The 24475-nt window shown below is 56.8% G+C and carries 32 protein-coding genes; 9 read left to right on the forward strand and 23 right to left on the reverse strand.

Features of this window, described 5'->3' with window-relative positions:
* Positions 1 to 146: 146 nt before the first annotated feature.
* A complete protein-coding gene (locus tag ACM6J5_RS09385; RefSeq protein ID WP_414928301.1) occupies positions 147 to 569 on the reverse strand; it encodes a hypothetical protein in 423 nt (140 codons plus the stop codon).
* 49 nt (positions 570 to 618) lie between these two features.
* Here ACM6J5_RS09385 and ACM6J5_RS09390 point away from each other — a divergent pair, with 49 nt between their 5' ends.
* From ACM6J5_RS09390 to ACM6J5_RS09400, 3 genes are read left to right on the forward strand one after another with little or no spacing between them, the layout of a single operon-like run.
* The gene (locus ACM6J5_RS09390) at positions 619 to 1053 is read left to right on the forward strand and encodes a hypothetical protein (RefSeq protein WP_414928302.1); all 435 of its coding nucleotides are present in this window, start codon (positions 619 to 621) and stop codon (positions 1051 to 1053) included.
* 2 nt (positions 1054 to 1055) lie between these two features.
* Positions 1056 to 1352, forward strand: coding sequence for a hypothetical protein (locus tag ACM6J5_RS09395; RefSeq protein ID WP_414928303.1), 297 nt, complete (start codon positions 1056 to 1058; stop codon positions 1350 to 1352).
* A gap of 3 nt (positions 1353 to 1355) precedes the next feature.
* Positions 1356 to 1535, forward strand: coding sequence for a hypothetical protein (locus ACM6J5_RS09400; RefSeq protein WP_414928304.1), 180 nt, complete (start codon positions 1356 to 1358; stop codon positions 1533 to 1535).
* Positions 1536 to 1807: 272 nt separating this feature from the next.
* On the opposite strand, the gene ACM6J5_RS09405 is transcribed toward ACM6J5_RS09400, so the two are convergent.
* Entirely contained in the window at positions 1808 to 2119 is a 312-nt protein-coding gene (locus ACM6J5_RS09405) for a hypothetical protein (protein WP_414928305.1), read from the reverse strand.
* Between the two features lie 155 nt (positions 2120 to 2274).
* On the opposite strand from ACM6J5_RS09405, the gene ACM6J5_RS09410 reads away from it, so the two are divergent.
* From ACM6J5_RS09410 to ACM6J5_RS09430, 5 genes are all read left to right on the forward strand, one after another.
* Positions 2275 to 2688 (forward strand): hypothetical protein, encoded by a 414-nt coding sequence (locus tag ACM6J5_RS09410; protein ID WP_414928306.1) that lies wholly within the window; start codon positions 2275 to 2277, stop codon positions 2686 to 2688.
* Positions 2619 to 3737 carry a tyrosine-type recombinase/integrase gene (locus tag ACM6J5_RS09415; protein WP_414928538.1) on the forward strand — a complete coding sequence of 373 codons (1119 nt, stop codon included), beginning with the start codon at positions 2619 to 2621 and terminating at the stop codon, positions 3735 to 3737. Before ACM6J5_RS09410 ends, ACM6J5_RS09415 begins: the two co-directional genes overlap by 70 nt.
* Before the next feature lie 315 nt (positions 3738 to 4052).
* Complete coding sequence (locus ACM6J5_RS09420; RefSeq protein ID WP_414928307.1) at positions 4053 to 4610, forward strand: DUF4145 domain-containing protein; 558 nt, start codon at positions 4053 to 4055, stop codon at positions 4608 to 4610.
* A 294-nt stretch (positions 4611 to 4904) separates the two neighbouring features.
* Positions 4905 to 5114, forward strand: coding sequence for a hypothetical protein (locus ACM6J5_RS09425; protein WP_414928308.1), 210 nt, complete (start codon positions 4905 to 4907; stop codon positions 5112 to 5114).
* A 53-nt stretch (positions 5115 to 5167) separates the two neighbouring features.
* Positions 5168 to 5893, forward strand: a complete 726-nt coding sequence (locus ACM6J5_RS09430; RefSeq protein WP_414928309.1) for a hypothetical protein — start codon at positions 5168 to 5170, stop codon at positions 5891 to 5893.
* Between the two features lie 29 nt (positions 5894 to 5922).
* Here the strand turns inward: ACM6J5_RS09430 and ACM6J5_RS09435 are convergent, their stop codons facing one another.
* From ACM6J5_RS09435 to ACM6J5_RS09445, 3 genes are read right to left on the reverse strand one after another with little or no spacing between them, the layout of a single operon-like run.
* Positions 5923 to 6435: a DUF2514 family protein gene (locus tag ACM6J5_RS09435; RefSeq protein WP_414928310.1), complete on the reverse strand. Its 513-nt coding sequence runs from the start codon at positions 6433 to 6435 to the stop codon at positions 5923 to 5925.
* Positions 6436 to 6437: 2 nt separating this feature from the next.
* Positions 6438 to 6743: a DUF6527 family protein gene (locus ACM6J5_RS09440; protein ID WP_414928311.1), complete on the reverse strand. Its 306-nt coding sequence runs from the start codon at positions 6741 to 6743 to the stop codon at positions 6438 to 6440.
* Positions 6740 to 7165 (reverse strand): cell wall hydrolase, encoded by a 426-nt coding sequence (locus tag ACM6J5_RS09445; protein ID WP_414928312.1) that lies wholly within the window; start codon positions 7163 to 7165, stop codon positions 6740 to 6742. Before ACM6J5_RS09445 ends, ACM6J5_RS09440 begins: the two co-directional genes overlap by 4 nt.
* 106 nt (positions 7166 to 7271) lie before the next feature.
* Between ACM6J5_RS09445 and ACM6J5_RS09450 the strand changes: the two genes are divergently transcribed.
* Complete coding sequence (locus ACM6J5_RS09450; RefSeq protein WP_414928313.1) at positions 7272 to 8303, forward strand: acyltransferase family protein; 1032 nt, start codon at positions 7272 to 7274, stop codon at positions 8301 to 8303.
* On the opposite strand, the gene ACM6J5_RS09455 is transcribed toward ACM6J5_RS09450, so the two are convergent.
* From ACM6J5_RS09455 to ACM6J5_RS09540, 18 genes are all read right to left on the reverse strand, one after another.
* Complete coding sequence (locus ACM6J5_RS09455; protein ID WP_414928314.1) at positions 8275 to 8694, reverse strand: tail fiber assembly protein; 420 nt, start codon at positions 8692 to 8694, stop codon at positions 8275 to 8277. The genes ACM6J5_RS09450 and ACM6J5_RS09455 overlap by 29 nt on opposite strands.
* Positions 8691 to 10181, reverse strand: coding sequence for a hypothetical protein (locus ACM6J5_RS09460; protein ID WP_414928315.1), 1491 nt, complete (start codon positions 10179 to 10181; stop codon positions 8691 to 8693). Before ACM6J5_RS09460 ends, ACM6J5_RS09455 begins: the two co-directional genes overlap by 4 nt.
* 3 nt (positions 10182 to 10184) lie before the next feature.
* Positions 10185 to 10775: a YmfQ family protein gene (locus ACM6J5_RS09465; protein ID WP_414928316.1), complete on the reverse strand. Its 591-nt coding sequence runs from the start codon at positions 10773 to 10775 to the stop codon at positions 10185 to 10187.
* 8 nt (positions 10776 to 10783) lie between these two features.
* Complete coding sequence (locus ACM6J5_RS09470) at positions 10784 to 11842, reverse strand: baseplate J/gp47 family protein (RefSeq protein WP_414928317.1); 1059 nt, start codon at positions 11840 to 11842, stop codon at positions 10784 to 10786.
* The gene (locus tag ACM6J5_RS09475) at positions 11842 to 12309 is read right to left on the reverse strand and encodes a phage GP46 family protein (protein WP_414928318.1); all 468 of its coding nucleotides are present in this window, start codon (positions 12307 to 12309) and stop codon (positions 11842 to 11844) included. Before ACM6J5_RS09475 ends, ACM6J5_RS09470 begins: the two co-directional genes overlap by 1 nt.
* Entirely contained in the window at positions 12309 to 12797 is a 489-nt protein-coding gene (locus ACM6J5_RS09480; RefSeq protein WP_414928319.1) for a phage baseplate assembly protein V, read from the reverse strand. Before ACM6J5_RS09480 ends, ACM6J5_RS09475 begins: the two co-directional genes overlap by 1 nt.
* Positions 12794 to 13918 carry a phage baseplate assembly protein gene (locus ACM6J5_RS09485; protein ID WP_414928320.1) on the reverse strand — a complete coding sequence of 375 codons (1125 nt, stop codon included), beginning with the start codon at positions 13916 to 13918 and terminating at the stop codon, positions 12794 to 12796. The genes ACM6J5_RS09480 and ACM6J5_RS09485 overlap by 4 nt, the downstream gene beginning before the upstream one ends.
* Complete coding sequence (locus ACM6J5_RS09490; RefSeq protein WP_414928321.1) at positions 13911 to 15239, reverse strand: DNA circularization protein; 1329 nt, start codon at positions 15237 to 15239, stop codon at positions 13911 to 13913. Before ACM6J5_RS09490 ends, ACM6J5_RS09485 begins: the two co-directional genes overlap by 8 nt.
* 12 nt (positions 15240 to 15251) lie before the next feature.
* A complete protein-coding gene (locus tag ACM6J5_RS09495; RefSeq protein WP_414928322.1) occupies positions 15252 to 17189 on the reverse strand; it encodes a hypothetical protein in 1938 nt (645 codons plus the stop codon).
* Between the two features lie 100 nt (positions 17190 to 17289).
* Entirely contained in the window at positions 17290 to 17592 is a 303-nt protein-coding gene (locus ACM6J5_RS09500) for a phage tail assembly protein (RefSeq protein ID WP_414928323.1), read from the reverse strand.
* On the reverse strand, positions 17592 to 17960 hold the full coding sequence (locus tag ACM6J5_RS09505) for a phage tail tube protein (protein WP_414928324.1): 369 nt from the start codon (positions 17958 to 17960) through the stop codon (positions 17592 to 17594). The genes ACM6J5_RS09500 and ACM6J5_RS09505 overlap by 1 nt, the downstream gene beginning before the upstream one ends.
* A gap of 24 nt (positions 17961 to 17984) precedes the next feature.
* Positions 17985 to 19457, reverse strand: a complete 1473-nt coding sequence (locus ACM6J5_RS09510) for a phage tail sheath subtilisin-like domain-containing protein (protein WP_414928325.1) — start codon at positions 19455 to 19457, stop codon at positions 17985 to 17987.
* Positions 19457 to 19651, reverse strand: a complete 195-nt coding sequence (locus tag ACM6J5_RS09515) for a DUF2635 domain-containing protein (protein ID WP_414928326.1) — start codon at positions 19649 to 19651, stop codon at positions 19457 to 19459. The genes ACM6J5_RS09510 and ACM6J5_RS09515 overlap by 1 nt, the downstream gene beginning before the upstream one ends.
* Positions 19648 to 20202, reverse strand: coding sequence for a hypothetical protein (locus ACM6J5_RS09520; protein ID WP_414928327.1), 555 nt, complete (start codon positions 20200 to 20202; stop codon positions 19648 to 19650). The genes ACM6J5_RS09515 and ACM6J5_RS09520 overlap by 4 nt, the downstream gene beginning before the upstream one ends.
* A gap of 2 nt (positions 20203 to 20204) precedes the next feature.
* The gene (locus ACM6J5_RS09525) at positions 20205 to 20552 is read right to left on the reverse strand and encodes a hypothetical protein (protein ID WP_414928328.1); all 348 of its coding nucleotides are present in this window, start codon (positions 20550 to 20552) and stop codon (positions 20205 to 20207) included.
* Positions 20552 to 20902, reverse strand: a complete 351-nt coding sequence (locus tag ACM6J5_RS09530) for a DUF2190 family protein (protein ID WP_414928329.1) — start codon at positions 20900 to 20902, stop codon at positions 20552 to 20554. Before ACM6J5_RS09530 ends, ACM6J5_RS09525 begins: the two co-directional genes overlap by 1 nt.
* A 62-nt stretch (positions 20903 to 20964) precedes the next feature.
* The gene (locus ACM6J5_RS09535; RefSeq protein ID WP_414928330.1) at positions 20965 to 23049 is read right to left on the reverse strand and encodes a prohead protease/major capsid protein fusion protein; all 2085 of its coding nucleotides are present in this window, start codon (positions 23047 to 23049) and stop codon (positions 20965 to 20967) included.
* Positions 22955 to 24475 (reverse strand): phage portal protein, encoded by a 1521-nt coding sequence (locus ACM6J5_RS09540; protein WP_414928331.1) that lies wholly within the window; start codon positions 24473 to 24475, stop codon positions 22955 to 22957. Before ACM6J5_RS09540 ends, ACM6J5_RS09535 begins: the two co-directional genes overlap by 95 nt.

The following is a 24475-nucleotide window of genomic DNA, read 5'->3' on the forward strand; positions in this document are numbered from 1 at the left end:
GACCGTTCGTCATTTCACTTGCTGCTCTGCTAAGAAAAAAACTCTTACCCACACACCACCGCCCGGGCATGACCCGGCATAGGGCGGTATATGAATCACGACCAGCTACGAAATGTTCGCCGAGTGCATTTAGGTCATCGCATTGATTACTTGAATGCAGAGATCAGGCCGGCAACTGACCCGATGAGACCTACGGCTATAGCAAACCAGTAACTCACTCGGTCTCGTCGGTGCTTTTCTTCCCCCCTTATAGCCGTGCGAATCGCTCGCAGCCCGTCATCGGTTAGATACCTTGGCTCCATAACATCCTTATCCCACTCCACTCGAGCATACATTTTCGGATCATCGAATGAAGGCATGGGCACTAGGAGGCGGTCGGCTTTACTGCGGTAGTAGCCTGTCTGGATCAGACGTTTCCATTCATACAAATCGTCTGACTCGCGGATGTAACCTGCAATCTCTCCAGACTCATTGGCCTCGACAGAGTTAGGAGGCCGGTGCTTCTCAAGCTCAAGCTCGGCTTTTGCGATCTTTCGTAGCGCGATTTTGTAGTTCAGGTAACTGAGCACGAATCCAACTCCATTCCATTTCCAGCGACTATAGTCGCGAGGTATCCCCATGCCCACAGAAAACAAACCGGCCGAGCCGCTGCCGAAAGTAAAGCGCTGGCAATTGAAAGGTTTCATCCCCGGCGTCGAAGGCGAGAGCGAGGCTGTATTCCGGCCTGTCGTGGTTCTGGCAGATGACTTCGACCGCATCACCGCCGAGCGTGACGCTCTGCAGCTGCGCCTTAACGAAGCAGATTGCGCCATGGACAAGGCTGATGATGACTTTGCCCTGTTAAGCCTGGAGGCTGGGCAGCGGATTGACCTTTTGGAGGGGTTGCTGCGGGAGTGCCTTGATTGCGTTCGCAACGGCGAAGACTTCGACCTACCGGTAACGACGATGGCTCGAATCGATGCCGCACTCAAGCCGGTAGAGCGTGAACGAAACCACCAAATCCCAGGCACGTCGGGCATGCGCCTGAACATGCTGGCCAATCAGGGCGAATGACAATGACGCATAAATGCTACCGGCGTGACCCAAGCGTCAACGCCATCACCGACCTTGTGACCGACGAGCAGATGCAGGGCGCATTCCAAGGTACCAACTTCGGCCACACCGATTACCGTGGCTTGCTAGCCCAAGGCTGCATCAAGGCGCTGGCCGCCTGGCACCAGGGCCACACGCTGACCACGATCCTCCAAGAGCTTCGCCTGATCAGCTGGAACAAGCAGACCGGCAAGATCAAGGTGACCGCCAAAGGGCGACACTACATTTGGCTCGCCTTCAAAGGTCGCCCGGGGGTGTAGGCCATGAAACGATTCCTCCGCCGCAAGTTTGAGTCCGGGTTGATCCTGCTGGCCGCCAAGATCCTGATCGACCGCAACGTCCAGCGCGCCGCAGTCGTATCGCGCCGCGACAACAACGACATGTGGGGCATGGCCGAGCAGCTCGAAGCCATCGCCAAGCGCCTCAGCAAAAACTACCTGTAACTCCCTCCCCCTTCAAAGTCAGCCGCTATAGCGGCAAGGAACGGTGTTGCCGATGAAAGCACTTTCAATCCGCCAGCCGTGGACGGCGATAACGCCGAAAATTTAGTTCCGACTACGCTCTTTGACAATGCCGGAGCGCCCAAAAAGAGCACGTGGTGTTTATATCGATTTGAAATTGCCACGCTTACCGACACTTCAAACGAGATACCAAACTTAAAGTGCGAGCGCCAAGTTATCTGACGCTCTGCCTTTATCGCGACCAGCTATCTGCGCTAACACATATTGCACGGACCTCCCGGAACAGGTGTTACACAAGCTTTACCAAAAATTGTGTCTAAACAAACCAAACAGCAGAGTCCATCTATCGCCGCTGTCTTTGGATCATCAATGTAACGTTGGATAAACTCATCCGCAGCATAGGTTATCTTCGCCTCAAGACCTAACCGCTTGAAATCTAATGACTTATCAGAATATTCAGCGCTGACTCCAGCGCTACTAAGCTCAGGAACAACAATATATTTCTCAATATTGTTACGTATTTCGCTTTCAATTTGAGCCTTCCATTGCTCCACAGTAGTAGACATTTCTATTCTCCCTACGCAGTGCAAATATCCGCCAACTTTCGCTGGGTGAATAAACAAAACTAGTTCAGGCACTTTATATAGTCAATTAAACCATTAACTTTCTTTTTAACAGGTGAATCAATATCTGCCGCCACGCGCGGCATGGAGCATTTCCCATGGCAAACGCTACAGCGGCCAAGGCCAGCAGCATCCCGCCGCGGTTCATCCGATTCATGGATGCCCCGGGTTATCTCGGCATGTGCCGGGACGAATTCAACAAAACGGTCAGGCCGAACGTACGTGAATTCCCTATCGGGAAACAGGGCGTGGCGTTTGATCGTATCGAGCTGGATGAGTGGGCAGACGCCTACATCGAGAGCAAGTCGATTGAAAAGACCGTGAATCAGGACAACAATCGCCCTCGCAGCGAGCGCCAGGGTGAAGCCAAAGGAGGTAAACCATGGCGAGAAAAGCGATCTCTGGCCTCTACCAGAAAGGTGGAGTCTGGCAAATCGACAAAGTGTTCCGAGGCGAGCGCCTTCGAGAGAGCACTGGAACTGGTGACCGGCAAGAAGCCGAGCAGTACCTGATTCACCGGCTGGAGCAACTTCGACAGCAGAAGGTATACGGCGTACGCCGCATCCGAACCTGGGAGGAAGCGGCGACAAGGTTTCTGATCGAGAGCAAGGACCAGCCCTCGATCAAGTTGACGGCGCACCACCTGAAGCAGCTCAACCCTTATCTCAAGGATCTGCCATTGACGCACATCGATGACCAGGCGCTTGAGCCGTTCGTGAGGGATCGCTTGAAGGGAATGGTGACGCCAGACGGGAAGCAGTTGAAGCCGGTGGCACCTCGCACGATCAACATCTCAATCGAGCGGGTGATACGGGTTCTATCGCTTTGTGCAAGGAAGTGGCGGGATGAAGAGCGCAGGCCCTGGCTTGATTCGGTGCCAATGCTGGCCAAGCTGGACCTAAAGAAAAAGGTTCGCGAGCCCTACCCCATGACATGGGAAGAGCAATCGATCCTTTTCGGGGAGTTACCGGCACACCTGCAGACGATGGCCCTGTTCAAGGTGAACACGGGTTGCCGCGAGCAGGAGGTCTGCAAATTGAGGTGGGATTGGGAAATCTCGGTCCCGGAACTCGGCACCAGCGTATTCCTGATCCCGTCCGACTTTGGCGGCCGAAACGAGCGGTCAGGTGTTAAAAATGGCGATGAGCGACTGGTCGTGCTGAATAGCGTGGCGAAATCGATCATCGACAAGCAGCGCGGCCAGAGCAAGGACTGGGTGTTCCCTTTCAACGGCAACGCGATGCACCGGATGAATGACTCAGCCTGGAAGAAAGCACGGGTGAGAGCGGCGAAACTCTGGCAGGAGGAAAACCTTCGCCCCGCTCACCCTGGATATGCATCCATAAGGGTGCACGACTTGAAGCATACGTTTGGCCGTCGCCTTCGGGCGGCAGGTGTCACACAGGAAGATCGAAAGGCCTTGCTGGGACACAAGAACGGCAGCATCACCAGTCACTACTCGGGCGCTGAGCTCGGGCATCTGATTGAGGCTGCGAACATGGTATCAGCAACCGACTCGCGGGGGCCGGTGCTGACGATCTTGAAGAGGAAAGCTGGATGAAGTCCCGAAAAACTCCCCACCAATGAAAAAGCCCAACTCGTGAAAGTTGGGCTAAGTCATTGAAAAATATGGTCGGGACGGAGTGATTCGAACACTCGACCCCTAGCACCCCATGCTGGGGACTGTAGCGAGATAACCTATTGTTTTATAACAAATACATATCTTTTTAGGGGTGGCAAAAAATCCAGCTTTTTGTACTTTTGCAAACGGAAACACGCGGCCTCCATAGGGGGTTTTGCGCACGATTGGGAACAAGATGGTTGATAGACAACGGAAAGGCAACTGGCTAGCATCCCCAGAAAAAGGAGCTGGCCAATGCACTGGTATGACCCCCAACGATTGAATTCAAAAAGCTACACCTGTGGCTACTGCTCAAATACTGTTGCAAGCGCCTTAGGATATTCTTCGGCCTCAAACCAGCACCTATACGTTTGCCCCCATTGTCACAATCCAAGCTACTGGGGCAACGGTATCTACCAGGTTCCCGGAATTGCCCCTGGGCGATCTGTCGCACATTTACCTGCGGACATTAGTGGGCTTTATGACGAGGCAAGGAAGTGCGCAGGTGCCGGCTCATACACTGGCTCTGTGTTGCTCTGTCGCAAATTGCTGATGAATATCGGTGTGCAGGAAGGGGCAGATGAGGGGAAATCATTTATTTTTTACATTGATTTCCTCGCAGACAAAGGATTCATCCCTCCGAATGGTCGAGCCTGGGTTGACCACATACGCAAAAAAGGCAATGAAGCGACACATGAGATAGCGCTGATGACTGGTACGGATGCCACGGAACTCATCACTTTCACTGAAATGCTTTTAAAGTTTATTTACGAATTTCCGAACGCTATTGCCACGCCGCCAAGCACTCGATAGAGCACCACCGCGAGTGACACAAATCCTCGAAGGGCTTTACCAACTTGGGTCGTGCCAAATTGTAAAGCCCGCCACCATGTCAAGGTGACCGGGAAACGCTCATAACCCCCTGATCTACAAGAGAAAATAGGTACGCTACAGCCGCCTCAAAACCACTACATAACTCTATAAAAGTCAATAACTTAGCGTTGTATATTCCTACAGTAGTGCCACCCTTCTCCGGCGTTCTGCCGACCTGAATTCCCAGCCCATAGCTCGTCCCTGCTACGCTGAAAACTCCACGGAGGATTCGCGATGCCAAACTCTGATCTGCTCCCTTCCCTGCTGTTCAAGCTCAACGAAAACCAGCTCGCCTTGGAGGCCGCCATCCTGGAACTGTCGAACTGGGTCGAGCAACGCGGATCGGCCGATGTTGCCGACAACGTTCGTTGCGCCCTAGAAGCCATCGACAAGAACGAGGATTTCATCAAGATGACGCTCGCGGTGATGATGACCTCGGAGTAATCCGCTTTGCATTTCCTCGCCAACACTGACACTGAAAAACTTTAAGGCCACCAATGTCGACCAATAGCCATACACCTGAAAACCACCTTCACGCCATCGATACATCAATCGCTGAGCTTAAAGATTTAGAACGACGCACTATTGCGCCCGCCTCTATACCCCATCAGTTTATCGGAACTATGGTGGACAACACCATGGTTCTACTTACCACACCTGCGAACATACTGGATCAAGGCGGGCGCAGCTTCTCATGCACAGGGTTTGAAACTTGGATTTCACTTATGCAAGCAGTGCACCGTAGCTTTTACTCTTCTATTCTTTTAGCTACTGAACGCGCTCTAAAATTTATCTGCGACGAACAGAACTTAGAGGTGAATAGCCGCCGAAAACTGAAACACGATGTCCTACTAGATATTATTCAGGCCAATATTCAAAACTCACCCGCTGCAAGCAAAGCTGTGGCCGAACTAAAGAAACAAAACAAACATAACCGACCTGATTTTTCCGATTACCTAGAATGCGCACTCGATGCGACAAATCTAGACAAAGAAACAATAGTTAAATGGCGAAAATTTTTCAGAGCGCTTTCAATAGCCAGGAATAAAGCTTCGCACTCGAATACAGCTCTTACAGAGGCAGAGAAGGCCGATCTGCGCGACGGTGGATTCGCCTTACTAATTTCAGATACAGGTATATTTGTTACAAACCCCCGTAATTACGCACAAGCCTCCATCCTTGTTCTTGATTTCTTTGATGAATTACAAAAAGGCAGACACTAGTCTCCAAGTCGATTTTCTTTATTTAAAAACTAACGACCCACCCCGACATACGCCTGCTCACACGTCAGTCCCCGGGCTCGAGCTTGGTCAGCAACTGCAGCCAGGTCGCCCGCTCTCTGATCAGCGCGCTTGAACACGTCGGCAAGCACAGCGGCGACGCGGGCAGCTGCCTGGCTTGCGGCGGCAGTGCAGGAATGCCCGCTGGCTTCACTGGCTGCGAGTCGACGGGCAAGGTTGTCCGCGGCAAGCTGCACGCCGTCAGCAGAAGCGCGAGCGGCAGCAACATCAGCCGTCGCTTGATCGATAATGCGTTGACCATCTTGAACCGCCTTGTTGATTGACTGTTGGTAGGCCTGCTCCCTGGTGCGCTCGGCGGCCTCATTGAGCGCCCTCGCCTCGCCGTCCCGGGTGTCACGGGCATTCCACTTCGACTGCCACTTTTCATCCGTAACCTTCACGCCGTGGTGATAGGCGCCGAACAGCACGCCCAGCACCAGGGTGGTTAGCAGCAGAACAGCACCTGCTTTCAGGTAGGTCGTCATGCTCAGTCCTCCCACTCCGACAGATCGACCGTTTGTCCGGCTAGCGCATGAGTGCAATCGCCCAGGAACTGGATACGGCCATCAGTGACGAACGAGTGACAGACACGATCACCATCAGACCAGGGATATTGCACCAGCACCGAAGGGGTGAAGGTCGGCTTATCGACGCTCCCATTCCATCCCCAGCGCGGACCTGCCCCGGGGCCGTACATGACTCGATGCATCATCGAGCAGCCCGGGCACTCAAACCAAAGGCTGCCTTCCTCGGCAGTGGCCAATACACGAGACAATCTGCTGAAGGCGGTCATGGCACATCCTTGAAGAACACGTGGTGACCGAGCCTCAACATTTCCTTGGCGCCTTTCACCCAGGCCGGTGGCTTGGGCATGCTGGTCGCGTAGTAATGGGTCGCGCCGCTGGTGGGATCCGCCACCTTTCCATCGATCACCTGGTCAGCGGCAATCCGCGCCTGCGCGAGCTCACGGAACGGGATCTGCCTCGCGCCAGCCAGGTAGGCGAAGTTCGGGTCGTTCCTGTTCCAGCAGCTGAACTGGTACGGCTTCTGGCACACACCGGCATAGCCCTCCCCCCACCACGACTTGTCCTTGCCGTCGTTCACGCGGTTGCGGATGGTCCAGGCCACGGCGATCTGGCCGGCCAGGGATTCGCCGCGGGCCTCGCCCCACAGCGTGCGGGCGAGGATGTCGCGGTCTCTCTCGGATACGGTCATCACTTTTCTCCAGGCAAAAAAATACCCACTCAAGGGCGGGCTCTGTCTCTGTGGTAGATCAGGTACAGCGGATGTAGAATCGATTTCTTTTTGATACCGACAACCAATGCTCAACTCAATCCAAATACTTAGGGCCTTAGCAGCATGGCTGGTTGTCGGCCATCACTACATGCAGCTTTTTTATAACCACAAGTTAGGCGGGATCGCACCTGATCTGCTTCGAGACTTCGGTGCCATCGGTGTTGATTTATTCTTTGTGATCAGCGGATTTGTTATTTACGGATCCACAGTTTCAAAACCAACAACACCAAAATCATTCGCAGCCAACAGAATAGCTAGGGTTGCTCCGGCCTACTGGCTATTCTCGTCAGTTACCGCCATTACTCTAATATATGCACCAGACTCAATCCCTCTTACTGCATTTGACCCAGTATTTTTCCTGAAAAGCCTTTTGTTCATTCCAGCACAAAACCCTTCAGGCGTGGGTCTGTACCCTCTAATGACAGTAGGCTGGACATTGAACTATGAGGCATCCTTTTACTTAGTGTTTTTTTCGGTATTATTTCTACCTGCCGCATATCGAGCCATCGGGTTATTTCTTGGCGTAATTGCCTTACAGCTAGTCGCAAAAAAAGTGAATGGGGCGATTTCCTTTTACGGAAACACAATGGTTTGGGAGTTTTTGTTTGGAGTTGCACTGTCGATTGCCTACAAGCGCGGACTGGTAACTCGGATTCCTCCAATCGCAGGATTACTCATGATGCTCGGGGCCCTTTCCGCAATCGTCTATTTTGGGCCGGTGACACACAATCCCCTGCGCAGCGGCCTACCGTGTGCCGTCATTCTGTGTGCTTGCTTGTCTCAAGAAAGGCTATTCCCAAAACACAACTTTATCGCCCGGCTTGGTGATTGGTCTTACTCAACGTATTTGTGCCACATACTGATCATCTGCGCCGCAATAAAGGTCAACGAGCACTTCGTAACTAATCATGTATTGCTTGCCTTCGGAGTCATCGCTGCAATTGGCTTAACGTCCTATGCAAGCTTCACGTTGGTAGAAATGCCAATTTCCCGTGCAGCGAAGAGAATACAAGCGAGGATGGAAAAAACTAAAGCGGTACCTCAGGCCAATCAATAACCTGAGGAAACCCAGGCTGCTCAACGACTTTATTAAGCTTCAACTTATACGCGGCGAAGGCTTTGAATCGATCAACGTCTTCTGGACTCAATAGTCCTGCCAAGAAAGCATCGCCCATACCGGCAGTAACTTCATTTGCGGCAGCAATCAGAAAGTCCCTGCGGTAGATCGCATCTCTTTTTAACTCACCCTCGGATGGTTCAGGCTCCAATTTTTCAGAGAATGACCACTCCCCCTCATTATTTTTAGCGACCCACCCTTCTGATGGTCGCGAAGTGCCTTCAGGTATTTCAGCCCACACCAAATCCGGGTGAAAAAGCTGCGTAATATCCAACTCGGTACTGAAAAGTTCAACGACCAATCCATTATCAATACGTGCGTAATCCATCATGCGTACTCCCAGATTGTAACGATCCCTGCCTTGCCGAGGGCTCCGGTAATAGCGGTACCACCAGATCCGCACACGCACCCTGCCCCGCCCGCACCGTAGTTCGGCGATGGATTGCCGACCGAGTTGATTGCGCTTCCGAGTCCGCCACTTCCGAATGCTGAAGGTCCACCGATACCACCAATGCCGCTGCCTGCCAAAGGTGCGGCAGAAGGTGCGCCAGCCACGCCTAACGAAAAGCTTATGGATGCTCCCGTTGGATTGCCCGATGCAGTTCCGTTGCCGTTGTACTGAGGCGGCACTTGATTGTTCAGGACGCTTCCGCCAACCCCGCCTGGCGCAGAAACCAGCGCACCTACCGATGTAGTTCCGCCATTTCCGCCCGCCACTCCAGATCCAGCGGACCCTGGGGCCCCGATCGTCACGGCTTGGCTTGCACCTATGGACGCTGCAAAAAGCCTCCACTTACCATAGGATCCGGCGCCACCTGGCGCACCGAGACTAACGTTGCCTGCGGAAGGAACGGCTGCACCACCACCTGAACCGCCCCCCCCTTGGGCTTCAACTATCACGCTGGCCATCCCCGGTGTTGGGGTGTATGTGCCGGAAGCAACAAAGGTCTGAACCCCAATCAGCCGGCCAGACGACCGGCAGTAGGCTGTCGTGTACCAGCTAGCGCCGTTGGTTGTGATAACCAGTTGCTCACCGGCCTGCATAGACAGTGTGTTTGCCGTCACGCCCAAATTGTTTTCGATAAGTTCCGCGCCATTACCCTTAATGGTGACCGGCAGATGCGCGCTAAAAATGTATGTACTGCCGGGCGTCAGACTAGCGGCTGGTGGCAAAGTCTGGGTAGTACCACCGGCCTCGATGACTAGCGGCCGTCCGCACTGGGCGTCGGTAAGCGTGGAAGTTGCTGTGAGCGAAGCAATCGAATTGTAGTTGCCGAGCTGCGACAGGTTCACCGCATGGAGAGACTTGAGCCCCTTTGACACCTGCGCGGCACCGTTGCTGCTAGCCAAGATGATCCAGGCACCTGAGTTGCATTCCATCCAAACATTACTGTTCGGCACCAACTCTCCACCCTGCAGCGCAGCGTGCCCCGCGCCTACCAATTGTAAGGCTGGGAGTCCATTGGGGCTAAAGGTGCTTGGACCTGTGTTGGCATTGGTCACTCGAATTTTGAGGACCATACCCTCAACCAATGTCGTGACAGGTGGAACGAAATCAGCCGCATAGGCGTTAGCGGTGCCGTTGTCGACGGCATACGAACTGGCCGAAAACTGATTAATGCGTCTGATCGCGGTAAGAATCTGGTTCTGCGTCCCCTTCACTGGAGTAATCGCAGCCGCCGTCAGAATGCTCATCAGCTCTTCCTGGACGTCGTTTAACCAGTCGTCCGTGACTACCGTTGCCTGGACTCCGCCAACCGGATCACCATCAGTAAATTTGTTAGTCCCTGTAGCCCCCGGGCCATCAATTCTGTGCATGCTTCAACCTCCGTAAGCGAAGAGCGCGATCGTGTGCGCCGGCTTCAGCTGATTAATTTTGCATTCAAGGGTGTCGTTCCCCCATGTTCGAAGACGCTCACCAGCGGCCGAACGGCCCGCGCGAAAGTCGGTGATGCTCGACTGGGGTGCCATGACCAACCAGGTGTGGACCCATGGTCCGTTGGTCAACGCATTACCAGCCACCGATCTCCCGGCTCGAAATGGTCTGAACTCTTCGATGGTCACCGTGTAGCCAAGCGACGCCGCAAGCTCAATGAAGTACGCAGGGGACTGGCCACCGGTGCTGGTGAGTTTGGTCAGCAATGCATTGCGGCGACCCTGGAGGGTTTCCTCTAGGACACCCGAGCATTTATCAGGCAACCCTGCCACACGCTCCCAATCAGGCAGTAGTTCGGCGGCCGTTGCCGGGTTTACCTCTTGCGGCAGAACACTTCCTCGGGCGTCGAGGCGCGCTAGCTCGACCGACATCCCATCTAGAAGGTCGTGGAGTGTGGTGCCGGGGTCACGCGGGAAAGCTTGGCCCGGTGGCAGCAGCGCGTTCAGCTGCTCCCTGTATTCAGCAGCTGTTGGCATTGCGCCTCCTACAGGCTGGAAAAGGTGAGTGTCCCGAGAGTCGCCATTTGACCCGTGGCGTACGCCACATCGGCCGTTGGCGAGACGATCTGGTTGTTGTCCTCGCCAGCAGCCAGAGACACCGACTCACGCAGCCGGCTAACAAGAATCGTCCCGCCAGGTGCCGAGTCACGGGCTATGAGGTCTGCCAGTTCCGCTCGCACCGCGTTTTGAACAGCGGTGGTGTTTGGAGAAAGTTTGATGTTCATGTTCAGCGGACCCGCGACTGGAGCCGCGACATAGACTTCCGCAGTTACCGGTCGGCGTGCATTGATGTAGGCCTGCACTGCGGCGACCTTGGCCGGCGGCGGGATGATGGACACTTCCTCGTCACAGACGAACAGCACCGTCACGGTACCGGCCCCCATTTGCAGTGGGTACACCCAGACCCGGGTAACTCCCGAAACTTCAAGCGCCCATAATTCATAATCAGATTTAGCGCCTCCGTGCGGTGGTTGTTGGATCCGTGCAAGCAGGCGCGCGAGCAGCCTTTCGTCAGACTCAACATCAACACCGCCTTCGAGCTTGGTCGCAGTCGTGGCTGTGGATTGAACGCCGGCGATTGGCGATAGCAGAAAGATCGGCAAACCGGTACCGAAGTTACCGGCCTCTCCCGCCTCAAGAGCCAGGACAGGAACGATCAGCGGCCCACTGCCAAACACCGCATTACCGAGTACCTTGTATTGAACGCCGTCCTGGCGCTGCACAATGGTTCCATTGGGGATGGTGGAGCCGGTGTTTCCGGAAAGCGCGACCTGACCACCAGCAAAGCCGGCAGTCTTGCGAATCACCTTCCAGATTGCGGCCCAGCGCTCTAGATGTTCCTTCTCGGCGGTGTCGATGATCGACTGCTTGGCGATCCAGTCCAGGTAGCCATACAGCATGTGCACGGCACCGGCCTCGGATTGACCAATGACCCCGAGCAGTGAGCGCCGAAGCACCGCGCTATCGACGCCGGTCACCCGGCTACTGATATCTGTAATTACGCGGTTGATCAGTTCGGTCAGTGTGGGTCTTGCGAATGGCATCAGGCAGACCTCTTCGCGGCTTGAGCCGCCCATTCGTAGTTGAATTGATAGCGAACCGGGGATCCGGTTGGCCGGAAAATATCGACGACGATCAGCATCCAGCCTTGGGCAATGAATTGCGCAGTGACCTCGACGTGGGTTGCGACGAGGTCCTCTACCATCCAGGCCAATGCTTCTCGGCAATACTGCTGGGCACGGCCAAGGACCTGCGGCAACTGCTTCTCGCGAGCCAACAGCCACAACAGTGAACCGGTTTGATCAGAGGGTGTAGCGTTGGCGATGTCACCCCAGTAGCCGCGCAGGTCATCCTGCGGAAGCTCGACAGGGATCTGCTCGGAGCTGGCCCGGCGATCAGTAAAGAGGCTAATGATTACCGCCGTCCCCAGGCCGTCATCGCGCTGCAGGTCGAAGCCGGACACAACCAGTGCCCCGCCGTTCTCAGTCATTACCATCGCGGCATCGGCCATCAGACAGGCACTCCTGATCCACCAGCGCTATGGGTATGGGTGCTGTCGACTCGCTTGCCGTTGTTCGTAATGGTGCCAGTGGTGGTGATGTTGCCGACCACCTCGAGGTTACCGATCATTTTGATAGTCGGCGCCACCACTTCAACGTGCTGAACGGCCGTGACCTTCACCATTTCGCGTAGCAGTTCGATCTTGTTGCCAAGGTCGTCGTAGATGGCCACTTCGCCGGCTAGCAAAGGGATTCGATACCGACGGTCATCGACCACCAGCACAATCCCTTGCTCACGGTTACCCCCATTGAATGCGACAGCGCAGTCACCGCCCAGCGGGTGGCTGGTGAACCCATAGTTCTGCATATGCTCCAGCCCGTCGCGCAGTTCGCCCTTGAGCAACTCGACCTGCACTTGCTGCCGCGGGCCAGTGTCGGTCACCGCGCGCAAAACCCCACGGCCGAACATCATCATGACCCGGTTTAAAACATCGTTCATTTCGGCGGTTCCTCTTCCCCAATGGCCTCAGCCCAGATGTTCCGTTTACCGGTTTTTCCGGACTTACCCTTTTTCGCCTCTTTCCCATCTGGTGGCTCGGGATCGAATGCCTGAGGGCTAACGATTTCGAGTTTGGAGGTGGTACCGCCCTCGCCTCGTTCATAGGTCACTTGGCGGATGAGCATCCAACCATCCATTCGAAGCCAGGACGACCGCACATAGACCAGCAACCCCGGCTCCCACAATGGCCCGCCTGGACTCTGTCGCCAGCCCTGTACGGAAATGCTCGCGGCTGCAGCCTTGCCTATCCGGGTATTCGCTTCCCAAGTCGCACGCGCGTGGAGACTCGAGGATGTCCCGCCTGTTTCCGCAACCAGCAGCATTGGCCGATAGCGTTTGATTCCGCTGTCGGTGACAGCCCCCTCGATGTGAGCTTCCGTTTCGCCAGTGCTGTCGGGGCTATAACTGGCTTGGCCCTTCACCAGGTAGTTGCTGAAGCGCTGGCTGTGGTCGAGCGTACCGCTCGCGTTCAGGATGTTCTCGCCTTGAACAAGCGAAGCGGATGCCCGACGAACCCCAGCTCGGGTGATCAGTAGCCCGCCAGCCCCGTCTGGCATTAACAAGGCCTTGCGTTGCCGTGCATACCGCTCGATTGCCTTGAACGCCGTCTCACCCTGTTGCAGCTTGCACACTGCAAATGGCTCGCCTACATCGATATCGGCGATAACGCTCACACCGAAGGGGGCGGCGAGGATCTGGGCGAACTTCAGCAGGTTGACGTTCTTCCATTCGTCTGGCGTATGTACGGCGCTGCAATCGACCAGGTCGGCAACTTTGTCGCGACCTTGGATATTGATGGTGTGGTCCGAGGCGCTGTAGGACGGTTTGAAGATATCGACATAGCCAACGACCATCCGAAAGCTGGCCAACCGCACTTCACAGGCATCGCCTGGGAGAATCGGCCAAGGCTCGACCTGCGCGGCAGCGCCCTCGTTACCCTCCCACCTTTCCGTGAGTGTCGCGGTGAACGCTGTGGTCGCCGCGTCGATTGCCCGAGTGACGCCAATGGACGTCCATCCGGAGTAGTTCATTCCGTTTACCAGCAGTTCGAGGTCATCCATCTGCAAGCACCTCAAGCTGATTGCCCCCCATCAAAAAGCCAGGATGCCGGGGCTCATTGCGTTTCGTGATCTCATCGGCCCGACCTGCATCACCATAAATCTGATACGCGACCAGCAGCGAGGGCAGCGTCTCCCGTGGCACATACTGGACAATGCGGGCAAGGTCCTGCTCCGGATTTGGCACCGCCTGAACAACGCTGGTGCGCAAGTCCGATAGCGCTACGTACACCTGGTCGTTCGGTGTCGCCTCGCTTTCAGTATCAATTCGATCGACTAGTTCCTCGCGGACCTTGATCGCCGCCTGATAGCTGTCGTAGACAGTTGGTGTGCTGAATGTTTGGGTCGGTGTGCTTGCTGTTCGACCCGGTGTGATTGATGTTTGGGTCGGTGCGCCTGCTGTTTGGGTCGATGTACCTGCTGTTTGGGTCAACCCGCTGGCAGCAGTCACCGTTGTTTGAGTGACGACGGCGGCCTTTGAGGCCTCAGCAACTGCCACCTGGCGCACCAAGGCATTCACAGCCAAAGCATTCGTCGCCTGTTGCTGGCGGCTCGGTGTTGTGGTGCTTCCCGAGTAACTGGATGGCGATCGATCAAACAGGCTCGTCAGCATGCTGAACGCATTGCTGCCGAAGGCTGAGCGGATCGAACCGATCAGCCCTGTAATCCTGCTGACCATTTGCAAAGGCTGCTGCACCAGACTGAACGCGTCGGAAGCAAGTCCTTTGGCTTGCTGGTAAAAATCCGATGCGGCCTGAAGGTCGTCAGAAAAACTCAAGCCTGGAGCCGCCATGAACTCACCGAGTTCCGCCAAGCCTTCGGCCGCTGACTGTGCGACGTACGCGGGAAAACCAGTGGTTAGAAAGTCCGAAACAAAACCTCTCTCGGCAGCATCCGTCACGGCGTTACCCTTTGAGCTGATCGCGTTGACGGTATCGGTCTTGGCCGACGGATAAGAGGCCTCTCCCGCCTCCAGGAAGGTCAGTTTAACCAGGCACATCCCACCGTCATTGGTGCTCTCGCTGACGCCAAGCCCCCGGCACTCGACGGTCATCTCACCACGATACGGATGCACCAGGACCCCGGGGCCGGCAGTTTCGCAAGCCTTGATCAGTTCATCGCGCTGAGTCTGGTATTCCAGCCCGATCAGGTACCCGGAAACTGAAAATTCCCGCGCCTTTCGACCGAGGTCCTCGGTGTAAGGAACATCGCGCTGAGCATGCTCGTGCACCGCCTGGCGGCGGCCATGGGTGCTATCTGCAGACTCCACAAAAAAAGGAACGCCGCGAAAGCTCGCGGCGCGGTAGTTGTCTCTCCAGCCCATGAGTGGCTCCGATTAATTGGCCATTGAGTAACCCAAATTCATGTCGAACTGGGCGCCCTGGCTGCCCTCGGTTTTGACTTTGGTGCCGGGAGGCGTGTTTACAAAATCGACCTTCACCCGAACTTCAGAAGGCTGTTGTTGCACCTGAGTGATCTTGGCCGACTCGTTGCCGACCCGTGCAGCTCGACGGCCGATATCGGACATATCCTTTTCAGGGCCTGGAAGGAGCTGGGCGGACTCGTTGCCAATCTGCGCTGCACGGCGACCGACATCAGATAGGTCCTTTTCTGAGGTCGAAGCATTATTGGCCAGCTGGCGGCCAGCATCAGACGGGGCCTTTTCTTGGGCTGAAGCGAGATTGGCCGCCTGGCGGCCGATGTCGGACGGGTCCTTTTCAGAACCAGGCGCAGTAGCACTGGTTTCGGACGGCATCTGAGGTGATGGTTGATTTGGAGCCGCGGCCTCTCTGCCGTCCGTTCCATCTGCCCCAGCCTCGCCTGCGTTACCGGAAACCTCGATCCCCAGCAGCTTCGCCGCCCAGTCGGGAATGGCGGCTTTCATCGCGCTGACGGCGTCCTTGATTTTGGAACCGAGGATCGCGCTGAGGTCCCAACCAGTGAGGTATTTCACCAGGCCGTTGAAAGCTTCCATGATCAACGTGACCGGGTTGTACTCCTGCCAAACTTTCACGATGCCATTGATGATTCCGTCGCTGAAGGCGGCTTTCACCCCGGCCCACTTTTCTTCGAAGAAGGCTACGATTTGGTCCCAGTTTTCGTAGATGATGTAGGCTGCGGCGCCAATAGCTGCAATGGCCGCAAGGAACCAGCCCACCGGCGTCGTGGCAATGGCGATGCCCACCCCCTTGAATGCCAGCGCCAGATTGAAAAGGCTGACGACAAGCCCTCCGCCGATGTACGCGCCCACCGCCGCAAACACCACATTGGCCCCCCCGAAGGTATCGGAAAGCCAGCCAACGGCACTGATCACTGGCTGGATACCTTCGTACAAATCACCCAGAAACCCGACTACCTTCTCGATGTTTCCCGGGAGGTTCTGCGCGAAGGCTGTGGCAAACGCTTCGATCTGCGGTCGGTATTTGACGATTGACTCAGTGAGCCACGTGGACATCTTGCTCAACTGTGGAACGAGCGCGGTACCGATAATGTTGCCTACGCCACCGACCGCAAACTTGAGCGTGTCCAGGATATCGCCGAACGCTTCCCCATCCCGGACGGCATCATCGGAAAGGACAATCCCGAGCCGACGAGCCTCATCGGACATTTCCTTGAGTCCGGCGCTGCCGCCCCTGATGAGCGGCAAAAGCTCTGTCGCACTTTTGCCGAAGATTTTCACGGCGGCCTGAGCCTGAAGCGACGGGTTTTTGATCTTCGAAATTCGGTCAACGAAAATTGCGAACTGCTCGTCGGTGCTTTTCAAGCTACCGTCGGTGTTCTTCAATTTGATCCCGAGGCCGGCAAACATGTCAGTGAGCTCTTTCGAGCCCTTGGCGGCGGCACCGACATTGATGTTCATTTTTTGTAGCGCGCCAGCCAGTACCTCGGACGACGAACCGGTGAGCTTTGCGGCGAAGCCCAGCTCCTGGAACCGTTCACGGCTGATGCCTGTTCGCTCTGCCGTATCACCGATCGCGCCGGTCGCATCCGCATAGCCGTTCACAAACACGCCTATGGCCGCCGAAGTAATGCCCAGAGTTGCACCAAGCCCAAGCAACCGATCCCGGCTCTGGCCAACGGCAGAGCCCACACCACCGATTGCGCTTCCTACGTTCTTCAAACTGTTCGTGAAAATAGGAAGCCCTGCACGATCCAGGGCACTGCTGACACCAGCACTGGCCGCCTGTACCTTGCCAATTATCCCGCGCAAAGGAGCGGTAACCTGGTCGACAGCCCTGATGATTACGTTTAATCCGTAGCCCTTGTCTGCCATTCCGTCCACTCCTCTGCCCGCTCAAGCCACCAATTCAACTCTTCGAAGTCCATTTCCATGACTTCGGAAGGCTGCACGCCCATCACCTTGACGACAGCAGTCACGCCTGACTGCCACCCCCCAGGTGCTTGAGCAAAAAATCACGCGCCTCTTGAAGCAATACAGCCTGATCGTCTTCATCCATTTCATCGATGAAGGCCGGTGTACGGCCGGACATCTTCGCGCTCAGATCAATGAGCGTGGAAAAGTCGAGATCGACCGCACCATTACCTTTGCCATCGGAGGTCACTCGCAACGTGTGCCCGCGCAAGTACTTCAGCTTGCGGGCAAGCGTCAACTCACCGACCGACTCCGAGCCGAACTGAACCGGCTGCTTGAGCGTGATTTGTTTTTCCGTTGCCATTACTTGACCTCCTCGGCCGACATGCCTTCAAAGCGCACTGGGATATTGCCCTCGCCCGTGTTGCCGGTACCTTCATTGGCGTACCAAGCCTCACGCAGAACGATGACTTTGCCGTTCGCCAGTTCCAGGGTGATCGTGGCATCGACCGTATCGAGCAGCGCCTCGAGACTCATTTCTTGACGGTCAGTGATCTCCCCTTCGACAAAAGGGATCTGCGGCGTTTCCTTGTAGCCGTGGACACGATCGCTACCGACAATGCCTTCTTTTTTCGGGCGACCGATGTTGTAGGTGAAGTCGCCCTTGGCGAAGTACATATCGCCGTCGATCTTCAAGCTGATGATGCCGCCAACGCGTTTATTGCCAGCCATGTGATGGTTCTCCTGAAGCCCGCCTTACAGACGGAACTGAATTTTGTTGGCAACGACGCGCAGTTGGTTGACCAGGTCCGGCGGCAACAGCATGTCGAGCCGGTTTGGGTCACTGGCATTGCGCTCGGCAATGAGGTTGGCCTTGAAGTCGTCGATGTTCTCGACCAACCCCAAGTCTTCCCATTCGCGAAACTTGGCGATGGCTTCAGCCTTCATCACGACTGGCGTAACTACGGCCTGGCCAACGCCGTAACGAGTGCCGTTGTCGGCCAGCTTGTGGCGCGGATACTTGCGCAGGATGTAGTCGCGCCAGTCGTGGCGGATGAACATCAGGGTGAACAGCGTTTCGCTGTCCAGGTAGCTGATGTCCGACGCGCCAGCGGTGTTGGTTTTGTAGGTGGTGATCAGGCGCTCGACCAACATAGTGCCGTCGGTGGCGACCTTGCTGGTGGCGATACCGTCGAACAGCAGCAGGTTGCGTTCTTCATTGGTGAAACGATTAGCGGCTACCGGTGGCAGGCACCACTTGTAGGCCAGGTTCTGGATCGGGCGAGCCGGGTCGATGGCCGCGTAGTAAGCAGCGATTGCCATGGTTTCGGCGGCCTTCTCGTAAGCCGGCATTGGCTCATCGTTGGCCATCATGATGCTGAGGTGCTGGCTGTTGTGGCTGTCACCGATCGCACCCAGAGTGCCTTGTGTGCCGCGAGCGGCAGCAAACGCGTGTGCTTCGATCTCGCGATTCCAGGCGAATCGGCTGGTCAATTCTGTTTTGATACTGGCCAGGCTCGCGGCGTCAGAGTACGGAACAGCCCAGGCATGCAGCCATTCATCACCGAGCGCGGCGAGAGCAGTAGCCAACGTCGGGTTGCCTGCACCGTTTGCAAATGCACTGATGGTGACGCCCACGCCTGCGGGTAAAGCCTGGCCGGCGTAATAGTTCACCCGGGCGCTCAGGCTGTTGCCCGCTTCGCCTTTGTGCCGGCTGGTAAGCGTGACCGTGCCCGTTACGGCAGCGGCAGTTACCGGCATGTCAGCGGTTGCAGTGATCGCTGCTGCCGCGGCGGTGCCAATAGCGGTTGCAGTATCACCGCTGATGACACCCACCGAAACACGGCGTCCAGCGATCATCAACTCGACAGTACCAGATGCTGTGGCCGGACCGGTAAACGCGATGGTTGCGGTGGCAGCAACGCCGGCGGCGTTATCGATCACCGGCATCACCTGCAACTCGGTATACGTGTCGATGGCCAGGGCCGCGCGCACCATACCGGCGAGCATGGAGCCGGCGCCGAACTGGGTATCCGCTTGGGCGGCACTGGTCACGCGAATCAAGGTGTTGGCCACGGCGAGGCCGGCAGTCAGCTTCTGCCCGATCAGCAGGCGGCGATAGGTGACCGACTGCGGGCCGCGAACGGCCTGGCTGTTATCGATCTCGCTGTAGACGCCCGGCTTGCGCAGCGATCCAGGCCCAGGGATGGTGTCGAATCCGATAGCCATTATTTCTCACCTTTTGGGGTTGGGGCCTGGACTTCAGGCTGTTCAGTTTCAAGCACGACATCGCCGGCCGCGGCCTTGCGGATCCAGTAACTGTCGATTTCCAGCGGCTTGCCATCGGCAGGCAGCGCCTCATAGGTGCCGGGGATCCGCACCAGGCGACCCTCGACGGGTTTAACCAGCATTCGGGTGGTCATGTGTTCAAGTCCTCAATGATCGTTTTGGCACGATCCGCCGGATTCGGTTGGGCGTTGTCCAGGCTGTAATCGGCCGTGACCGTGTTCAGATCCGGCAGGCTTTGGTTGAAGAGGTCGTCGGGGTGACGGTCGAAGTACTCAGCCTCGAAGATCAGCCGGCAGGCGCCGGTCAACTGTTCAGACTGATCGAGCAAAACCATGCGAGAGCGCTGTAGCTGCAAGTCGTTCGCCGTTCCGCCGAGGGTGTCATCCATAAGCAACAGCCTTTCGGCCTGCCGGGCCAAGGTGTCCAGCGTGTCGTCCAGCGCGTCGTTACCTTCAGCGTGGATCTCCACGACCAACTCAACCCGACGCCGGTATTCGCGAGGCGCCTGATTAAAGATCTCGCTCAGTTCGTCCATCGTGTACACGATGATTGCGGGAAGTTCGCTCTGCCATCCGTTGGAAATGAGCGGCTTCACGCGGCTGGCATAAACACTGGCACCTGCATTGGTGGCACCCAGCAGCACCGCAACGGCTTGTTTGCGGATCAGTTCTCGAGGATGGGCCATGTTCAAGCCTTTCGGAGAATGATCGTCACGCCAGCCACACCATCGGGCTGCACGTCGCTGATCGTGAACAGTTCGCCCCGGGCCCTGATTCGGTCACGGTTCGTGGGTTTGTTCGGCAGATCGATCAAGCGAACGCCGAGGACTGGGTTTTGGCTCGACACTGGCGCGCCGGTCTCCGGATCAACGGAAACGTGAGCGGTATCGAACACGGCTTGGGCCAGAGGCACACCGGGCTCGACACCATCGGTCAGCCAGTACACGGCGCCATCAGGATCGATGGTCGCCGATGGCTCGCTGAAGGTACGGATCGAAACCCCAAGCATGCGCTGGGCCATTGAGGCCCAGCCCATTACACCGGTGCCGGAGCGGAGACGCCGTTGAGTCGGCAGGCACCGGTCGAACTCGGGTTGACCGCGACCTCAGTGGCCACACCCACCAGCACCAGGCCGGTAGCGGACACGTTGCTGAGCGAACGGCTGGTAGTGTTCATGTACAGCAGATCGCCAACTGCCCAGGCTTGGGCGCTTGTTTTGGTCAGGTCAAATACACCGTCAATCTTGAGAACAACGGGATCACCCGCAACTTCAGTGGTCGTGGCCACGCCGACAATTGCGCCGACTTTATACAGGCCGCCAGAAACGGTACCGCCGCTTGGGGCGATAACAGTCAGGTTGCCACCCGCTTGAATGTAATTTTTCATGCTTCACCTATTGAGGCTGGAGAAAGAAAAGGGAACCGGGCGCTGCACTGCGCCCGGAGGGATCAAGCGCCCGGGTTCTTGTAGCCCGCGCGGTAGTCGATCCAGCCAGCGCCGAATACCAGGCGAGCCTTGATCTCCATGCCGTCCACTTCGAAGCCTTCGCGGGTCTCGGTGAACACGCCCTGCTCGCCTTCCAGGTACGCGTATTCGAAGGTGTCGACGACACCCGGCGATGCGTACAGGTACCACTGGTTACCAGTGATGCGAGCATCAACGATAACTGTCAGCGCGGCATTGCGGCTGTCGTTGATGTCCGAGTTTTTGGCTGGCACATAGTTGGAGCTGGTGAACTGGTAAGCCTCCAACTCTTTGTCCGGTCCCACCACCAGGAACTCGGGGGCCAGGTTCAGGAAAGCGCCGCCTTTGGTTTTCTGTTTACGCATCGCGGCACGAGCAGCAGCCAGCGTGGTGGTGTTGATCGCACCACCACTGGCCGCGAGGTTGCCGTGATTGGCGTGGAAGATTGCGGTGGCATCGGTGTAGTTCGGGTTACCCAAAAGCAGCGACCACACCACATCCGATTCGGTTTGCGCGGCGGCATTACCCAGAGCCTGTGGAACGCGAGTGAATGCGCCCAGGTCGTCGTTGACGATCGCTTCCCAGGTGATAGCGATGATCTTGCCGAACTTGGCGACCTTGATCGGCGCGCCATCTTCCTCGAGAGTGCCGTACTGGTACTCACCGTGCTCCTTGATCTGTTCCAGCGCGGCGATATCACCGAGCGCGGCTCGGGTTACAGCGCGGAAATCCGGCACCGTGGTTTGGCGACCGAGCGGGCGCCAAGTCTGCGGGGCAACTTCGTATGCAGCGCGGAGCGTACGGTTGACAGTATTGCCCAATAGCAGCGGGAAGTCGCTGGTGGAGTGCATGCCTGCCGAGCGCATTGCCTGACGATCGCAGCCCAGTGCGGCCTTGGCGATTTCCGCCGGCATCAGGCCGCGGGTATTACCGCCGACCATCTCGACGCACTCGCGGGCCATGTCCACCAGACGCATGCCGCGGAACTCACGACCAGCTTCTTCCAGCTTGATGGTGGTGGGTGCGCAACGGTGATCGAGTGCGTTCATCATCGCGGAACGCTTGGCCACCAGTACGGCGGTGTCGACACCACCAATGACGGTTGGTTGGCTGTTACGGGTTTCTGGCTGACTACCAGCCTGGCGCTCGGCAACCTTGTCAATCAGTGCCGAGCTTGCATCAGCCACCGAAACACCACGTTCAATCAAGTCTTCGACAACAGCATCGTCACCCAGGCCAACCTTGCGGGCCATGGTGCGAATGGTCATGCTGCGCTTGCGCTCTGCTTCAGCGGATTCGCGGCGCAGAGTTTCGTCGGCCGCGCGTTTCGCTTCTTCCGCCGCGCGCTTCTCTTCTTCGGTCATTGGATCTTCCTCTTGGGTCGTAGGCACGGCGGCCGTTGTTCCGGTTGGCTGGTTTGCCTCCCGAACTTCAAAAATTGTTTTGAATCGATCACCGGTGTAATCGGCAGGTGTTTTGGCGCTACGCACTTTGGCGCCGTCGTCAAAGCCGATCGGCACCAGCGAGATTTCCAGAGGCTCCCAGTCAACAGCTCGGTAAGTTGGTAGCTTGTCGTCTTCCTCTTCGATCAGTTCGTACCGGTGAACCGCGTATCCGACGCTCACGTTTCGAAGGATCCCGTCGATCACGTCCTTGAAAACAATGTCCGCGTCTTCCCGCTTGCTGAAACGGACCAGCGCATGGCCCACGCCGTCGGCAATCCAAGCTCGCTCTACGACCGCTAGCACCGCGCCAAGCTCGTACTGGTTGTGAACCCCAAGCAAAGGAGCGCCGTTGTTCAGTCGATCCAGGCGCACCGCTGTATCGCTGACTTCTAGCTCTTCCATGTAGCTGCCGACATCCCAAGACCAGCGGCGTCCTTTAGCCCCGGTGGTCCATATCAGCTCAACCGTGCGGTTTTCGATATCGACCGAATCAGGCCGAACCGCCGCGCGAAAATTGAACGCCGGCGTCTCATGTGTCTTGCGCGTCATCACCTGATTCGGAGTTGGCATCGTCTGGTTTCTCTTCTGTGGCTGGTGGCTGGCTCGGAGAACCGGCAGCGGCAACTCGGCGCGGGTCGCAATCCAGCACCAACCCGTACTCGTCGATCATTTCGTTTGCTTTCTGTATTTGCTCGGCGTGGCGTTTTGGGTCCGTGATGCCGAGCTCGCGCAAGGCGTCTGGCCAAGTGGTCAAGCCGTTGCGTACGCGGGTGATGACGTTTTCCGTTTCTGCTTTCGGGTCGACCATGTCTCGGCGCGGCGGCACCCAATAGGCCTTGACGTCGTCGGTCACACCGCCAGGTAGGAGAACCTGAGCTTCCATGAACCAGCGCCAGACCTGATCGCAAAGCTGGGGGATCAACATCCGCCATTGCCACACGTCTACCCGGCGAGCGAAGTTCAGCCAGCCCATTCGCCCACTCGAAAAGTTGACCCCCTTGAGGTCGCCAGTAAGCAGTTCGTATGGGACACCCAGGCCGACTGCCATTGCGTGCAGTTGTTGCCAGGAGTAAGTCGTATAGCCGTTGAATGTCGGTGGTGTGCCGAAGCTCACGCTTTCGCCAAACCCGAGTTCCTGAACGATTCCAGGCTCAACTCGATCAATCAGCGCGGGCTTTTTCCCGCCATGCGCACCGCTGTTCTCATCCTTGGTGACGAACGCCGCGAAGCAAGAGGCGATCTTCGCCTGCTCCATCACCGCGTCTTCCATCTCGTCAAAGTTGCGCATGCGCTGGATGACCGGTGCCAGCCAGCTGTAACCGCGAGCCTGTCCCGGACGTTTGCGCAGGAAAACGTGAATCACATCTTCTGCTGGGACCCTTCGCGACTGCAGGGAACCCCAAGAGGCGTTCGCGCCCGGGTGCTCATCGAACAACCAATACGCGACCCGTCGGCCAAGAGCGTCAAACTCAACGCCCTGAATGATTCGGTTGAGCCCGACTATCTCCGCCTTCGACTCGTCGAGGAAGTCGGCCTCCAGAACCTGAAGCTGCACCGGAACGGGCAGACCGTCAGAACTGAAGCGACGGCGCCGGCGGACCAAGCACTCGCCACTTTCGGCTACCGCCTCCATGATCATGTGTTGCAAGCCGTAGAAATTATCCAAACCGTCGGCATCGCAATCGGTTGTCTCAGCCCAGGCCTTCCACAAATCCATCAGCCGCAAACCATCACGATCGCGTTTTGCCAATGGCAGCGGAACAATGCCGGCGCCGACGGCGTTGTCTGCAATTCCCGTGATGCCGCGCTCACCGAACGGATTGTTACGGCGCTGATCCCGGGCCCGGTTGCGAAGCTTGGCCAGCGCCGGAGCGTTCTCAACGTTGGCGTCAGCACCAGTTGCGCGCCAACCATCATTACGACGGCCACCAGCTGCGCCTTCAAAACGGCGCTTGATCATGTCCAGCGCCAACTCGGTACGCGCTTTCTTCAACCGTTGCTCCGAACGCTTGGCCGCAAACCCGGGGAACAGATCATCAATCATCCCCAT

Source organism: Pseudomonas sp. IT-P74 (assembly GCF_949768175.1).
In the GTDB taxonomy this organism is placed as follows: Bacteria; Pseudomonadota; Gammaproteobacteria; order Pseudomonadales; family Pseudomonadaceae; genus Aquipseudomonas.